General features: G+C 66.5%; 13 protein-coding genes. 6 read left to right on the plus strand and 7 right to left on the minus strand.

What is annotated here, in order from left to right; genetic code table 11:
• Positions 1–524: 524 nt before the first annotated feature.
• A complete protein-coding gene (gene pap / locus IB261_RS22060; RefSeq protein WP_192381143.1) occupies positions 525–2,030 on the minus strand; it encodes a polyphosphate:AMP phosphotransferase in 1,506 nt (501 codons plus the stop codon).
• Between the two features lie 107 nt (positions 2,031–2,137).
• On the opposite strand from pap, the gene mnmC reads away from it, so the two are divergent.
• Together mnmC and IB261_RS22070 are read left to right on the plus strand one after the other, a co-directional pair.
• Complete coding sequence (mnmC, locus tag IB261_RS22065; protein ID WP_192381142.1) at positions 2,138–4,105, plus strand: bifunctional tRNA (5-methylaminomethyl-2-thiouridine)(34)-methyltransferase MnmC2/FAD-dependent 5-carboxymethylaminomethyl-2-thiouridine(34) oxidoreductase MnmC1; 1,968 nt, start codon at positions 2,138–2,140, stop codon at positions 4,103–4,105.
• A gap of 55 nt (positions 4,106–4,160) precedes the next feature.
• Entirely contained in the window at positions 4,161–4,910 is a 750-nt protein-coding gene (locus IB261_RS22070) for a sulfite exporter TauE/SafE family protein (protein WP_081520256.1), read from the plus strand.
• A 16-nt stretch (positions 4,911–4,926) separates the two neighbouring features.
• On the opposite strand, the gene IB261_RS22075 is transcribed toward IB261_RS22070, so the two are convergent.
• Entirely contained in the window at positions 4,927–5,406 is a 480-nt protein-coding gene (locus tag IB261_RS22075; RefSeq protein WP_192381141.1) for a MarR family winged helix-turn-helix transcriptional regulator, read from the minus strand.
• 132 nt (positions 5,407–5,538) lie between these two features.
• Here IB261_RS22075 and IB261_RS22080 point away from each other — a divergent pair, with 132 nt between their 5' ends.
• The 4 genes from IB261_RS22080 (at position 5,539) to IB261_RS22095 (ending at position 10,971) form a co-directional block, all read left to right on the plus strand.
• A complete protein-coding gene (locus IB261_RS22080) occupies positions 5,539–7,308 on the plus strand; it encodes an N-acetylglutaminylglutamine amidotransferase (protein WP_192224116.1) in 1,770 nt (589 codons plus the stop codon).
• Between the two features lie 339 nt (positions 7,309–7,647).
• Positions 7,648–9,447 carry an N-acetylglutaminylglutamine synthetase gene (gene ngg, locus IB261_RS22085; protein WP_192381140.1) on the plus strand — a complete coding sequence of 600 codons (1,800 nt, stop codon included), beginning with the start codon at positions 7,648–7,650 and terminating at the stop codon, positions 9,445–9,447.
• Entirely contained in the window at positions 9,444–10,667 is a 1,224-nt protein-coding gene (locus IB261_RS22090; RefSeq protein WP_192381139.1) for an osmoprotectant NAGGN system M42 family peptidase, read from the plus strand. The genes ngg and IB261_RS22090 overlap by 4 nt, the downstream gene beginning before the upstream one ends.
• 73 nt (positions 10,668–10,740) lie before the next feature.
• Entirely contained in the window at positions 10,741–10,971 is a 231-nt protein-coding gene (locus IB261_RS22095) for a YheU family protein (RefSeq protein WP_081520251.1), read from the plus strand.
• Positions 10,972–11,089: 118 nt separating this feature from the next.
• Here IB261_RS22095 and IB261_RS22100 read toward each other — a convergent pair whose 3' ends face one another.
• From IB261_RS22100 to IB261_RS22120, 5 genes are all read right to left on the minus strand, one after another.
• Positions 11,090–11,419: a YnfA family protein gene (locus tag IB261_RS22100; RefSeq protein ID WP_138215220.1), complete on the minus strand. Its 330-nt coding sequence runs from the start codon at positions 11,417–11,419 to the stop codon at positions 11,090–11,092.
• Positions 11,420–11,450: 31 nt separating this feature from the next.
• Positions 11,451–11,876 (minus strand): hypothetical protein, encoded by a 426-nt coding sequence (locus tag IB261_RS22105; RefSeq protein WP_024766159.1) that lies wholly within the window; start codon positions 11,874–11,876, stop codon positions 11,451–11,453.
• Between the two features lie 241 nt (positions 11,877–12,117).
• A complete protein-coding gene (locus tag IB261_RS22110; RefSeq protein WP_045210280.1) occupies positions 12,118–12,930 on the minus strand; it encodes an SDR family oxidoreductase in 813 nt (270 codons plus the stop codon).
• 167 nt (positions 12,931–13,097) lie between these two features.
• Complete coding sequence (locus tag IB261_RS22115) at positions 13,098–13,397, minus strand: hypothetical protein (protein ID WP_081520249.1); 300 nt, start codon at positions 13,395–13,397, stop codon at positions 13,098–13,100.
• Between the two features lie 204 nt (positions 13,398–13,601).
• Complete coding sequence (locus tag IB261_RS22120) at positions 13,602–13,760, minus strand: DUF3309 family protein (RefSeq protein WP_081520248.1); 159 nt, start codon at positions 13,758–13,760, stop codon at positions 13,602–13,604.
• Between the last annotated feature and the right edge of the window lie 40 nt (positions 13,761–13,800).

The raw sequence follows: 13,800 nt of genomic DNA on the forward strand, positions 1-13,800 counted from the left end.
CCGCCGGCCCAGCCGGCGGATCGCGGGCATGGCCCGCTCCTACAAGATCAGCTCCGGCGTTTCCACTTAACGCAGGAGCGGACTTTGTCCGCGATACTTCTGCTTGGGGTTCTGTGTTTAAGCGCCGCTTCGGCATGCGCGCGGACTTCTTGTTTCGCCCCCTCGGGCGACCTACTTTGCCAAACGACGCAAAGTAGGCAAAAGTCTTGCCCCTGGCATCCGGCTTTTCGCTTCGCGAAAAGTACCCTCGGTTCTTCGGAGTTTCAGGGGCCCGCCGCGAAGGGCCATCCCTGGCCCATCGCGGCTCTCGCGACATCCATGTCGCTCAACCCCTGAAACTCCGATCACCTTCGGCCTCCTGAAAGGGGCACTTCGGCGCGTGCGGATATCTCACTGGAAATCCTCAAGAGCCAAAGCCGAATCACAACGCCCCTGTAGGAGCGGGCCATGCCCGCGATCCGCCGGCAAGGCCGGCGCCAGGCCTGGTTCGCGAGCAAGCTCGCTCCTGCGAAAAACCGAACGTCTCAGTCCTTCTTGCCCTTCTTCGAACTGGCGTAAGCCGCCTCCAGCGCATCGTTGATGGTCTTGAGCACCTTCACCCGCGCATAGCGCTTGTCATTGGCCTCCACCAGCGTCCAGGGCGCGATCTCGGTGCTGGTGCGGTCGACCATGTCGCCCACCGCATCCACGTAGAGGTCCCACTTGTCGCGGTTGCGCCAGTCTTCCTCGGTGATCTTGAAACGCTTGAAGGGGATCGACTCCCGCTCCTTGAAGCGCTCCAGCTGGGTTTCCTGGTCGATGGACAGCCAGAACTTCACCAGCACGATGTTGTAGTTCGCCAGTTGCTCCTCGAAGTCGTTGATCTCCGCATAGGCACGCAGCCAGTCAGCATCGGAGGCGAAGCCCTCGACCCGCTCCACCAGCACGCGGCCATACCAGGAACGATCGAAGATGGTGAACTGCCGGCGTGCCGGGATATGCCGCCAGAAGCGCCACAGATACGGCTGCGCACGCTCCTCCTCGGTCGGCGCGGCGATGGGCACGATGCGGTACTGGCGTGGGTCCAGCGCATCGGTCACGCGGCGGATCGCGCCGCCCTTGCCGGCGGCGTCGTTGCCTTCGAACACGGCGATCAGCGAGTGGCTGCGGAAACGCTTGTCGCGCATCAGCGTGGCCAGGCGCGCCTGTTCCTTGGCCAGTTGTTCCTTGTACTGGTCCTTGTTCAGCGAAAGGCTCAGGTCCAGTGCATCCAGCAGCCCCTTGTTGTCCAGGCTGGAAACCAGCGGCGCCGCGTGGGGCTGCGGGGTCGGGCGGTCCTTGCGCTTGAGCGCGGCCTGCAGGCTTTCGAGGATGGTGCGGCCGACCGTCAGGCTGCGGTAGCGCTCATCGGAGCCCTCCACCACGTACCAGGGCGCATAGTCGCGGCTGGTGCGGCGCAGCACGCGCTCGCCGTAGCGCACGAACTTGTCGTAGACCTCGTTCTGCTTCCAGTCGATCTCGCTCAATTGCCAGCTGCGGGTCGGGTCGTTCTCCAGCGCCTTGAGGCGCTCCTTGAGCTGCTTCTTGGAAAGGTGGAACCAGAACTTGAAGATCAGCGCGCCTTCGTCGGAATACATCCGCTCGAAGCGTTCGGCATCGCTGATCAGGCCATCGAGCTGGCTGTCCTTGATCTCGCCGGTGACCCGCGCATAAAGCATCTGGCTGTACCAGTTGCCGAAGAAGATGCCGGTCGTGCCCTTGGGCGGCAGGCGGCGCCAGAAGCGCCACTGCGGCGGCCGCGAGAGTTCCTCGTCGGTGGGCAGGAGGAAGCTTTCCACCCGGATCAGGCGCGGGTCCATCCACTCGTTGAGCAGCTTCACCGTCTCGCCCTTGCCGGCGCCCTCGATGCCGTTGATCAGGATGATCACCGGGAAGCGCGCCTGCTGCTTGAGCTCGTACTGCGCCTCGAGCAGGGCTTCGCGCAGCACCGCGACTTCCTTCTCGTAGGTTTCCTTGTCGATGGAATGACCGATCTCGGCGGATTCGAACATGCACCTCTCCTTGTCTCGAAGTGAGTAAAAGGTAGCGGAAGTGACGCAGGCTGTCTGCGCGGCGGATCGGCTAAACTGCCGGCTTCGTTTCACAACCCTGCCCCCACATGCCAGACATCAGCAGCGCCCAGATCGACTGGGACGAGAACGGCCAGCCGACCTCCCGCGTCTACGGCGACGTGTATTTCTCTCCCGTCTCCGGGATCGCCGAAACGCACCACGTGTTCATCGACGGCAACCGCCTGCCCGAGCGCTTCGCCGCACTGCCTGCTGGCGGGCGCCTGTGCATCGGCGAAACCGGCTTCGGCACCGGGCTGAACTTCCTCTGCGCCTGGCAGCTGTTCGAAGAGCAGGCGCCGAGCGATGCGCGGCTGCACTTCGTCAGCACCGAGAAGTACCCGGTGGCGCTGGACGACCTGCGCCGCGCCTTCGCCCTCTGGCCGGAGCTGGCGCACCTGTCGGGGCAGTTGCTGGAACAGTACGTGGCGATCAACCCCGGTTTCCAGCGCCTGGTCTTCGCCGGGGGCCGCGTGGTGCTGACCCTGCTGGTGGGCGATGTGCTGGACACCCTGCCCGAACTGGACGCACGCATCGACGCCTGGTTCCTCGACGGCTTCTCCCCGGCGAAGAACCCGGAGATGTGGAACGACGCGCTCTACGCCCAGCTCGCCCGCCTCTCGGGGCCGGGCACCACCATCGCCACCTTCACCAGCGCCGGCTTCGTCCGCCGCGGGCTGGGCGCGGCCGGCTTCAAGATCCGCCGCACCCTGGGCTTCGGCAAGAAATGGGAGATGTCCCAGGGCGAATTCCTCGGTGTCGAACAGCCGGCCGGCAAGCCCTGGTACAGCCGACCCGTTCACCCCAAAGGCCCTCGGGAAGCACTGGTGATCGGCGGCGGCATGGCCGGTTGCGCCAGCGCCGCCAGCCTGGCCGCGCGGGGCTGGCAAGTGACGCTGATCGAGCGTCACGCGGGCCTCGCCGAAGAAGCCTCGGGCAACCCGCAAGGCGTGCTCTACCTCAAGCTGTCCGCCCACGGGACTGCGCTGTCGCGGTTGATCGTCAGCGGCTTCGGCCACACGCGACGGCTGATCCAGCGTCTGCAGAAAGGCGAGGAATGGTCCGATTGCGGTGTGCTGCAACTGGGCTTCGATGACGCCGAGACACAGCGCCAGGCCAAGCTGGCCGAGGCCTTCCCGGCGACCCTGCTGCACCAGCTGGACAAGGCCGACGCGGAATCCATCGCCGGCATCGGCCTACCGGCCGGCGGGCTGTTCTACCCCGAAGGCGGCTGGGTGCACCCACCCGCGCTGTGCCGGCACCTTGCGCAGCATCCGAACATCCGCGTGCTGACCGGTGAGGAAGTCCGCCTGCAACGCGAAGCCGAAGGCTGGAGTGCCTGGAGCGGCGAGGAAGAACTCGCCAGCGCGCCCATCGCCATCCTCGCCACCGCCGCCGAAGTGCGCCGTTTCGCGGGCGCCGAGTCGCTGCCGATGAAGCGCATTCGCGGGCAGATCACCCGCGTGCCGGCCACCGCCGAGAGCGCCGCGCTGAGTACCGTGGTCTGCGCCGAAGGCTACGTTGCCCCGCCGCGTCACGGCGAGCACACCCTGGGCGCCAGTTTCGAATTCAAGCGAGACGACACTGAGCCATCATTGGAAGAACACCTGGGCAACCTCGACCTGCTGGCGGAGATATCCACAGACCTGAGCGAACGGATGCACATAACCCAGCTCGACCCGGCCACGCTGCAGGGCCGCGCCGCCTTCCGCTGCACCACCCCGGACTACCTGCCGCTGGTGGGCCCGCTGGCGGATCGCGAAGCCTTCGCCCAGTCTTACGCGGTGCTCGGCAAGGACGCACGCCAGGTACCGGAAACGCCGTGCCCCTGGCTCGACGGCCTGTACCTGAACAGCGCCCACGGCTCGCGCGGGCTGGTTACCGCGCCGCTGGCCGGCGAACTGCTCGCGGCCTGGATCGACGGCGAACCGCTGCCCCTGCCGCGCGCCGTGGCCGAGGCCTGCCACCCGAACCGATTCTTCCTGCGCGACGTCGTGCGCGGCCAGAAGAACTCCTGAACACCTCGCGGTCCATCGACAGGGCCGCGACCAGCTTCCAGAGCGGACCACCGACATGGATGCACTGCTGCTTGAATCTTCCGCCATCGGCCTGATCCTCGGGCTGCTGCTGGGCCTGACCGGCGCCGGCGGTTCGCTGGTGGCGCTGCCCCTGCTGCTCAGCCTGCACCTGCCACTGCACGATGCCATCGGCGTCAGCCTCGGTGCTGTCGCACTGTCTGCCGCCATCGGTGCGGTGCCGCGCGCACGGCAGGGCCAGGTGGCATGGAAGCCGCTGTTCTGGCTGGTGATCACCGGCTGGCCGGGCAACGCCGTCGGCCAGTGGCTGGGCAAGTACGTGCCCGACGCCTGGCTGATCGTCGGCTTCTGCCTGCTGGTGCTGTGGTCGGCCTGGCGCATGTGGCAGGGCTCCAGCCAGCCACGCAACTGCGACAAACCCATGCGCAACGGGCCGCTGCTGGGCGTCGGCCTGGCGGTGGGCTTGTTGTCCGGCCTGATGGGCGTGGGCGGCGGCTTCCTGATCGTGCCGGGGCTGCTGTGGTTCACACCGCTGTCGATGATGGCGGCGACAGCCACCTCCATGGCTGTGATCGCGCTGGTATCCGGTGGCGGTTTCCTGCTCTACCTCACCCACGCCCAGCCGCCGCTGCCCTTGCTGGCGTGCCTGGCGGCCGGCGGTGCGCTCGGCGTGCTGTTCGGCAACCGCCTGGCGGTGCGCCTGGGTGGCGCGACGCTGCAGCGCCTGTTCGCGCTGATGCTGGTGGCCGTCAGCCTGTCGCTGGCCGCGCAGAAACTGATGAGCTGACAGCCTTCAAGAGCGATTAGAACTCTTCTTCCTCGGCGCCGGCTCCCGGCGTCTCGAACAGCTCGGCAGCGCGCAGCAGCCCGGCGAGGATCGCGTGCTGCTCCCATTCCGGTAGCCCGGCGAAACGCTCCAGTGCGTGCTCGGGCAACAGCGTCGGCCCATTCCTGAGCGCTCGGCGCCCGACCGCTTCCAGGCTCAGCCACTGCTTGCGGCGGTCATCGTCGTCGCGCCGGCGGGTCAGCAGGCCCTTGCTTTCCAGGCGGGTCAGCGCGCTGGAAATGGACGACTGCGACAGCGCCACCTGCCGCGCCAACTGACCAGCGGTTATCTCCCCCTCCAGTTCGACCACCTGCAGGATCAGCAGCTGCAGCGGCGTCAGTTCGCCGTCGCGGCCCAGGTTCTTGGAGTGCACTTCCGCCGCCTGCTGCAGCCGTCTCAGAGCCTGCAACATGGAGAGTGCGTGGGCGTTACGCATCGCAGTCTTGCTCTCGGCCATCTCAGTCCACCTGCTGCTCCGTCATTTTTTCTCAATGAAATCAGATAGAACTCTCGCCAGATCGACGGGTCATCCCCTAAGGCGTCCATGAGGCGCCACCCACTTGATCCCCAACGGAGAACCGGTAAGGAAATGTGCGGACTAGCAGGAGAGTTACGTTTCGACAAACAGGCTGCGGACCTTGCCGCGGTCGAACGCATCACCCATCACCTCGCCCCGCGAGGCCCCGATGCCTGGGGCTTCCACAGCGAAGGGCCGGTGGCCCTGGGGCACCGGCGGCTGAAGATCATGGACCTGGCCGAAGCATCCGGTCAGCCGATGATCGACACCTCGCTGGGCCTGTCGCTGGTGTTCAACGGGGCAATCTACAACTACCCCGAACTGCGCGGCGAGCTGGAAGCCCTTGGGTACCGCTTCTTTTCCGGAGGCGACACCGAAGTACTCCTCAAGGGATACCACGCCTGGGGTGAACAACTATTGCCACGCCTCAATGGCATGTTCGCCTTCGCCATCTGGGAACGCGACAAACGGCGCCTGTTCATCGCCCGCGACCGCCTCGGCATCAAGCCGCTGTACCTGTCGCAGACCGGCAAGCGCCTGCGCTTCGCCTCCAGCCTGCCGGCGCTGCTCAAGGGCGGCGACATCGACCCGGCGCTGGACCCGGTGGCGCTCAACCACTACCTCAACTTCCACGCCGTGGTCCCCGCGCCGCGTACCCTGCTGGCCGAGGTGCAGAAACTGCCGCCGGCCACCTGGATGACCATCGACGCCGAAGGCCACACCGAGCGCCAGCGCTGGTGGACCCTGGACTACGGCCCGCTGCCGGACGAGCGCGAGCTGACTCTGGACGACTGGGAAGACCGCCTGCTGAGCAGCCTGCGCGATGCCGTGAGCGTGCGTCAGCGTGCCGCCCGCGAAGTCGGCGTGCTGCTCTCCGGCGGGGTGGATTCCAGCCTGCTGGTCGGCCTGCTGCACGAGGCCGGCGTCGAGGACCTGCTGACCTTCTCCATCGGTTTCGAGGATGCCGGCGGCGAGCGCGGCGACGAATTCCAGTACTCCGACCTGATCGCCAGGCGCTACGGCACGCGCCACCACCAGTTGCGCATCGACGAGAACGAAGTGATTTCGCAATTGCCGGCAGCCTTCCGCGCCATGAGCGAGCCGATGGTCAGCCACGACTGCATCGCCTTCTATCTGCTCTCGCGGGAAGTTTCCAGGCACTGCAAGGTAGTTCAGAGCGGCCAGGGCGCCGACGAGCTGTTCGCCGGCTACCACTGGTACCCGAAGGTGGCCGGCGCCAAGGACCCGCTGCAGGCCTACCGCGCCGCCTTCTTCGACCGCACTCACGGCGAGTACCTGGACACCGTGCGCGAAGCCCTGCGGGTGGAGGACGTGGCCAGCGAGTTCGTCCGCGAGCACTTCGCCCAGGCCGGCGCGGATGATCCGGTGGACAAGGCCCTGCGCCTGGACAGCACCATCATGCTGGTCGACGACCCGGTCAAGCGCGTGGACAACATGACCATGGCCTGGGGCCTGGAGGCGCGCGTGCCGTTCCTCGACTACCGCGTGGCCGAGCTGTCGGCGCGCATTCCGTCCCGCTTCAAGCTCGGCGACGGCGGCAAGCAGGTGCTCAAGGCGGCCGCGCGCAAGGTCATCCCCAGCGAAGTGATCGACCGGCCCAAGGGGTACTTCCCGGTGCCGGGCCTCAAGCACCTGCAAGGCAATACCCGCGCCTGGGTCAGCGAGTTGCTGCTGGACCCGAGCCAGGACCGTGGGCTGTTCGAGACGGCGATGTTCGACCGCCTGCTCAGCGACCCGGCAAGCGACCTCACCCCGCTGCGTGGTTCCAAGTTGTGGCAGTTGGCGGCCCTCAACCTCTGGCTGACGGAACAAGGCCTATGAGGGACTGTTGATGCTTCGCTGCGGCCACGCCAGCGCCGCCCATTACGCAGCGCCCGGCACGAAGCGGAAGTGCGGTGGTTCCAGCAGCCAACGCATCACGTCTTGCTGCGCAATAGACGGGCTGGCCCTTCGGGTTGCGCGGCAAATCGCGCCATGCGTCGTTGCGGGACTAGGCAAGGGAATGACCATTGCCGGCGTCCCGCGTCTAGCCTGGCGCAATTTGGCGCAGCAACGCGGCTCGCAGCAAAGCGACAACAGTCCCTCGGCTCGGCAACGCCGCCTCCTGCGGCGTTGCCTTTTCTTTCAGCCCAGGACAGAAGCCTTATCAGGGAGCGCAAGATGAAACCCCATTCCAACCTGCCCCATCCTCACAACCAGAGGTTGCTGCGCGGCCAGACACCGACCTACGAGCGGCTGCAGGCGCGTTTCGCCGGTGATCACGCGGAAAGCCACGGCCCGCTGATCCTGCAGTGCGGCTGGGGTCGCCTGCTGATCGGCCACACCTTCTCCAGCCCCGACAAGCTCGCCGCCGAGCTGCTCAACGAACAACCCGGCGAACGCGATATCGCCCTTTACGTGGCCGCGCCGCAGCAGGTGCTGGCCCATGCCCCGCAGCAACTCTTCCTCGACCCTTCCGATGCGCTGCGCCTGTGGTTCACCGACTACCGCCCGGCGCGCCGCCCCTTCCGCGGCTTCCGCATCCGCCGCGTACACAGCGATGACGACTGGGCGGCGATCAACCGCCTGTACCTGTCGCGCGGCATGCTGCCGGTCGATCCGTCCAACGTCACCCCGCGCCACCAGGGTGGCCCGGCCTACTGGCTGGCGGAGGACGCCGAGACCGGCACGGTGATCGGCACGGTCATGGGCATCAACCACGCCAAGGCCTTCCGCGATCCCGAAGGCGGCTCCAGCCTCTGGTGCCTGGCGGTGGACCCGCAGTCCAGCCGGCCTGGCGTCGGCGAAGCGCTGGTGCGCCACCTGATCGAGCACTTCATGAGCCGGGGGCTTGCATACCTGGACCTGTCGGTGCTGCACGGCAACCAGCAGGCCAAGTCGCTGTACCGCAAGCTGCGCTTCCGCGAGCTGCCGACCTTCGCGGTGAAGTGCAAGAACGGCATCAACCAGTCGCTTTTCCTTGGCCCCGGCCCTGAGGAAGGGCTCAACCCCTACGCCAGGATCATCGTCGACGAATCCCATCGGCGCGGCATCGAAGTACAGGTGCAGGACGCCGACGCCGGCCTCTTCACCCTCACCCAGGGCGGCCGGCGCATTCGCTGCCGCGAGTCGCTGTGCGACCTCACCAGCGCCGTGAGCATGAGCCTGTGCCAGGACAAGACCCTCACCCACCGCGTCCTCGACCGCGCCGGCCTGCGCCAGCCGCAGCAGCGGCTGGCGGGCAGCGTGCAGGAGAATGCCGCGTTCCTCGAGGAGCACGGCGCGCTGGTGGTCAAGCCGGTGGACGGCGAACAGGGCCAGGGCGTCGCCGTGGACCTGCGCACGCCGGAAGAGGTCGAGGAAGCCATCGCCCACGCCAAGCAGTTCGACACCCGCGTCATCCTCGAGAGCTACCACCCCGGCCAGGACCTGCGCATCGTGGTGATCGGCTACGAAGTGGTGGCCGCCGCCATCCGACGTCCCGCCGAGGTGATCGGCGATGGCCGGCACAGCATCCGCAAGCTGATCGAGGCGCAGAGCCGCCGTCGCCAGGCCGCCACGGGCGGTGAAAGCCGCATCCCGCTGGACGGCGAAACCGAGCGCACGCTGGGCGCGGCCGGCTTCACCTACGACGACGTGCTGCCCAGCGGCCAGCGCCTGGCTGTGCGGCGCACCGCCAACCTGCACACCGGCGGCACCCTGGAAGACGTCACCGAGCGCCTGCACCCGGCGCTCGCCGACGCCGCCATCCGCGCGGCGCGGGCGCTGGAGATTCCGGTCACCGGCCTCGACCTGCTGGTCACCGAGGCCGACCAGGCGGAGTACGTGATCATCGAAGCCAACGAACGCCCCGGCCTGGCCAACCATGAGCCACAACCCGTCGCCGAGCGCTTCGTCGACCTGCTCTTCCCGCTGAGCCGCGAACTGCTGCACCGCGACAACCGTGACCAGCCACACCCCAACGTGGAGGCCCCGGCATGACCCAACTGCCACAACCGGACCTGAACTACCTGCAGCGCGTGCTGCTGGAAATGCTCGCCATCCCCAGCCCTACCGGTTTCACCGACACCATCGTGCGCTACGTCGCCGAGCGGCTGGAGGAGATCGGCGTACCCTTCGAGATGACCCGCCGCGGGACCATCCGCGCCACCCTGCTGGGCCGGCGCAAGAGCCCGGACCGCGCGGTTTCGGCGCACCTGGACACCATTGGCGCGATCGTCCGCGAGATCAAGCCCAACGGCCGCCTGGCACTGGCGCCAGTGGGTTGCTGGTCGAGCCGCTTCGCCGAGGGCAGCCGCGTCACGGTGTTCTGCGAGAACGGCGTATTCCGTGGCAGCGTGCTGCCGCTGATGGCCTCCGGGCACGCCTTCAATACCGCCGTGGACACCCTGCCGATCAGCTGGGACCACGTCGAGCTGCGCCTGGATACCTACACCGCCAGCCGTGCCGACAGCGAATCGCTGGGCGTGGCCATCGGTGATTTCGTCGCCTTCGACCCGTTGCCGGAATTCACCGAAAGCGGCCACATCAGCGCCCGCCACCTCGACGACAAGGCCGGCGTCGCCGCGCTGCTGGCTTCGCTCAAGGCCATCGTGGAAAGCGGCCAGGTGCCGCCCATCGACTGCCACCCGCTGTTCACCATCACCGAGGAAATCGGCTCCGGCGCGGCCGGCGCGCTGCCCTGGGACGTGAGCGAGTTCGTCGGCATCGACATCGCCCCGGTGGCCGAGGGACAGAACTCCAGCGAGCACGCGGTGAGCGTGGCCCTGCAGGACTCCGGCGGGCCCTACGACTTCCATCTTTCCCGCCACCTGCTGCGCCTCGGCGAACGCCATGAGGTCGCCGTACGGCGGGACCTGTTCCGCTACTACCACAGCGATGCGCAGTCGGCGATCACCGCCGGCCATGACATCCGCACCGCCCTGCTGGCCTTCGGTTGCGACGCCACCCACGGCTACGAGCGCACCCACATCGACAGCCTTGCCGCCCTGGCGAAACTGCTGACGGCGTACATGCTCAGCCCACCGGTGTTCGACAGCGATGCGGAACCCAGCGAAGGCACGCTGGAGCGCTTCAGCAAGCAGCTGGAGCATCCGGTGCACATGGAAAGCACCACCCACGTGCCGCCGGTGGATGACCTGATCGACAGCGGCGATGGGTCGTCCGACAAGGGCAAGGAGTCGGACAAGAGCAGGAAGTGAAGCTGCGCTGAGCGCAGCGCGGGACTACAATCCCGCGCTGCGATTCACGAGCACGATTCCCGAGTAGCCCGCCATGCTGATTCCCTTCGAGCTGATCGAAGCCGACACCCTGAACAACCTGCTGGAAGACTTCGTTACCCGCGAAGGCACCGACAACGGCGACGACACGCCGCTGGACGTACGCGTGGAGCGTGCGCGGCATGCGCTCAAACGCGGCGAGGCGGTGATCGTCTTCGATCCGGAAAGCCAGCAGTGCCAGCTGATGCTGAAAAGCGAAGTGCCAAAGGAGTGGCTGGAGGACTGAAGCACGCGCCCAGGAACACCTCACGTCCACCCATCCTACGAAGAAGCTCAGCGGCAAGATGGGAGCACGACGTAGGGCGCATGACGCCAAGGGCGTTATCCGCCGGATGCTTAACGGCTCAGGGGGCCAGACGCGGCCCGAGCAGCACCACGCTGGCGCCGATCACGCACAGCGCCACGCCCACCCAGTCGCTCCACAGCGGGCGACTCTTCTCGACGAAGGCCAGCCAGAACAGCGACGCGGCGACATAGATGCCACCGTACGCGGCATAGGCGCGCCCGGCGTAGTTCGCCTCGACGCGGGTGAGCAGCAGGGCGAAGACCGTCAGGCTGAGCAGGCCGGGAATTATCCACAGGGCGCTCTTGTCCAGGCGCAGCCAGAGGTAGAAGGCGTAGCAGCCGGCGATCTCGCAGAACGCGGCGAGGACGAACCAGAGGTAGTTGATCATGGGGTTCTTTCCGTGACGGGAAGTGCGCCGGTCAGCCGCGCAGGCCGCCCTCGCGTTCCCAGGCGCAGCGCACTTTCAACTCGCCTTCGCGCGGGCTGTGGAAGCCGTTCTCGGATTCCCAGCGGAAGGTGTGGCTGCCGTTGACTTCGGTTTCCAGGTGCACCACCGCGCTGGCCCAGTAGAGGCGGCGCAGCAGGGCTTCGAACTGTTCGACCCAGAGTTTCCACTCGTACTCGATGGTCTGGTAGCTGGCGCCGAAATGGATCACCTGGGACTGGTACAGGCCCGCGCCTTCGGTCTCGCAGCGGCTGAACATCTCGCGGCCAAGGAACGGCCAGGCCTCGCCCATGGGCAGGCTGTCGAGCACCTTGCGGTTGGCGGCGCGGCGCAGGCGGCGCTCCATCGAGTCGCCGGGCCAGTCGCGAATGCAGCCATAGACGATGGATTCACAGTGCAAGCGGGTTCTTCCTTCAATGACACGCAAGCCTTCTAACACAGGCCTGGCATCGCGCAAAGCGCGAATCCCCGCAGCTGCGCAGTAGCCCGAAAAAGCAAAAGCCCCGCGAAATGAGCGGGGCTTTCACCGGGGTCCAACGTACATCAGCCAGGCAGGCCGGTGACTAAAACTAACCCTTTGCACCGGCCTGGGCAAGCCCTCTCTTTCATTGCACCGAAAGGGGGCAATTCGGGGATGAAAATCAGGACAGGCTGCGACGCTTGGCCTGCATCTTCTCGGCCATTTTCGCCATCTCGTCGTAGATCGCCTGGGGGTTCTGCTGCTTGATCTGCCAGGCCATGCGGCCCTGCTCGTGGGGCAGGATCATGAAGACGTCGCGGGCCACTTCCTGGTGGATGTAGTCGGCGATGTCGGCGGCGCTGATGGGCGAGCTTTCCAGCAGCTTGCCGACCTGGGTCTTCATCTCCGGGCTCGGGCCGCGGAAGGAGTCCAGCAGGTTGGTCTGGAAGAACGACGGGCAGACCACGTGGACCTTCACGTCCACCAGGCTGAGGTCGGCCAGCAGGCTTTCCGAAAGCGCCACCACGCCGGCCTTGGCCACGTTGTAGTTGCTCATCGCCGGGCCCTGCATCAGGGCGGCCATGGAGGCGATGTTGACGATGCGCCCCTTGCTCTTCTCCAGCAGCGGCAGGAAGGCCTTGCAGCCCTTGACCACGCCCATCAGGTTGATCGAGATCTGCCAGTCCCAGTCTTCCAGCGACAGTTCGCTGAAGAAGCCGCCGGAAGCGACGCCGGCGTTGTTGACGATGATGTCGATGCCGCCGAATTTCTCTTCGCAGGACTGCGCCAACTGGGTCAGCTGGCTGTAGTCACGCACGTCGCAGCGCTGGGTGAAGCCGTCACCGCCGGCCTCGCGCACCAGCTTCAGGGTTTCCTGCAGGCCTGCTTCGTTGACGTCGGCCAGCGCCAGCTTCCAGCCCTCGCGGGCCCAGCGCAGGGCGATTTCGCGTCCGAGGCCGGAACCGGCGCCGGTGATCATGATGCGATTTTGCATAGGGGAGGTCTGCCTTTTCTTGTCTTGTTCGGGACGGGTGATCGACAGGCTCTGTCGACGACTGTGGCCCGAAGTGTAACCAAGGCTTTCGGCTATCAGCGGCGAAATCAGGGCGCTGAATGCCCCTGGCAAACCGCCGGCGCACTAGCGCTTCGCGGGTTGCGCGATCAGGCCTGGAGGAGCACGCAGAGCTTGCCCAGCACCAGGGCGATGCCGGCGGAGACAAGAAGGTGGGCGGCGCAGTTGATGCGCTCGCGCTTGAACTGGGCGAAGCCGCTGATGCGGTAGCGCAACATGAAGACACCCAGCGCCACGGGAAGGGCCGGGCCGAGGAAGGCGAACTGCCAATAACGATCCGGATTGACCACCGGGTCCAGGGTCATGGCTTCGGCCAGCGGCGGCAGGCCCAGTCCGCATTGAACGAGCAACCACACCACGCCGAGCACAACCAGTACAACGCCCAGCATCCCTACGACTCCCTGATGGCAAAGGCCCAGTATGTTAGTACAGGTGCCCCCCGAGGGCTGTGCGACGAATCACCCTGTGGCGTATCGGCGCTGTGACGAAAGCCGAGGGAATCAGTTTTTCTCCACGCCTCGGCGCCAGGGTTTCCCACCTCGCCCCAGCCCTCTCCCTTGCGGAGAGGGTCAGGGTGAGGGGTTGCAACTGGCTCAGATCCGCCCGAGCAACAACAACACCAGCAGCACGATCAGCACCACGCCGATCACACCGGACGGACCGTAGCCCCAGTTGCGCGAGTGGGGGAAGACCGGCAGGCCGCCGATCAGCATCAAGATCAGGATGATCAACAGGATGGTCCCGAGTCCCATATCGTCTCTCCTCTTTCAGTCGACGAGGGGCGATGGCTCG

Origin of the sequence: Pseudomonas sp. PDM20 (assembly GCF_014852575.3) — a bacterium.
GTDB lineage: Bacteria > Pseudomonadota > Gammaproteobacteria > Pseudomonadales > Pseudomonadaceae > Pseudomonas.

What these genes read in the sequence shown, in the direction of transcription:
- pap (WP_192381143.1), bottom strand. Translation starts at nt 2,030, where the DNA reads ATGTTCGAATCCGCCGAGATCGGTCATTCCATCGACAAGGAAACCTAC.
- mnmC (WP_192381142.1), top strand. Translation starts at nt 2,138, where the DNA reads ATGCCAGACATCAGCAGCGCCCAGATCGACTGGGACGAGAACGGCCAG.
- IB261_RS22070 (WP_081520256.1), top strand. Translation starts at nt 4,161, where the DNA reads ATGGATGCACTGCTGCTTGAATCTTCCGCCATCGGCCTGATCCTCGGG.
- IB261_RS22075 (WP_192381141.1), bottom strand. Translation starts at nt 5,406, where the DNA reads ATGGCCGAGAGCAAGACTGCGATGCGTAACGCCCACGCACTCTCCATG.
- IB261_RS22080 (WP_192224116.1), top strand. Translation starts at nt 5,539, where the DNA reads ATGTGCGGACTAGCAGGAGAGTTACGTTTCGACAAACAGGCTGCGGAC.
- ngg (WP_192381140.1), top strand. Translation starts at nt 7,648, where the DNA reads ATGAAACCCCATTCCAACCTGCCCCATCCTCACAACCAGAGGTTGCTG.
- IB261_RS22090 (WP_192381139.1), top strand. Translation starts at nt 9,444, where the DNA reads ATGACCCAACTGCCACAACCGGACCTGAACTACCTGCAGCGCGTGCTG.
- IB261_RS22095 (WP_081520251.1), top strand. Translation starts at nt 10,741, where the DNA reads ATGCTGATTCCCTTCGAGCTGATCGAAGCCGACACCCTGAACAACCTG.
- IB261_RS22100 (WP_138215220.1), bottom strand. Translation starts at nt 11,419, where the DNA reads ATGATCAACTACCTCTGGTTCGTCCTCGCCGCGTTCTGCGAGATCGCC.
- IB261_RS22110 (WP_045210280.1), bottom strand. Translation starts at nt 12,930, where the DNA reads ATGCAAAATCGCATCATGATCACCGGCGCCGGTTCCGGCCTCGGACGC.
- IB261_RS22115 (WP_081520249.1), bottom strand. Translation starts at nt 13,397, where the DNA reads ATGCTGGGCGTTGTACTGGTTGTGCTCGGCGTGGTGTGGTTGCTCGTT.
- IB261_RS22120 (WP_081520248.1), bottom strand. Translation starts at nt 13,760, where the DNA reads ATGGGACTCGGGACCATCCTGTTGATCATCCTGATCTTGATGCTGATC.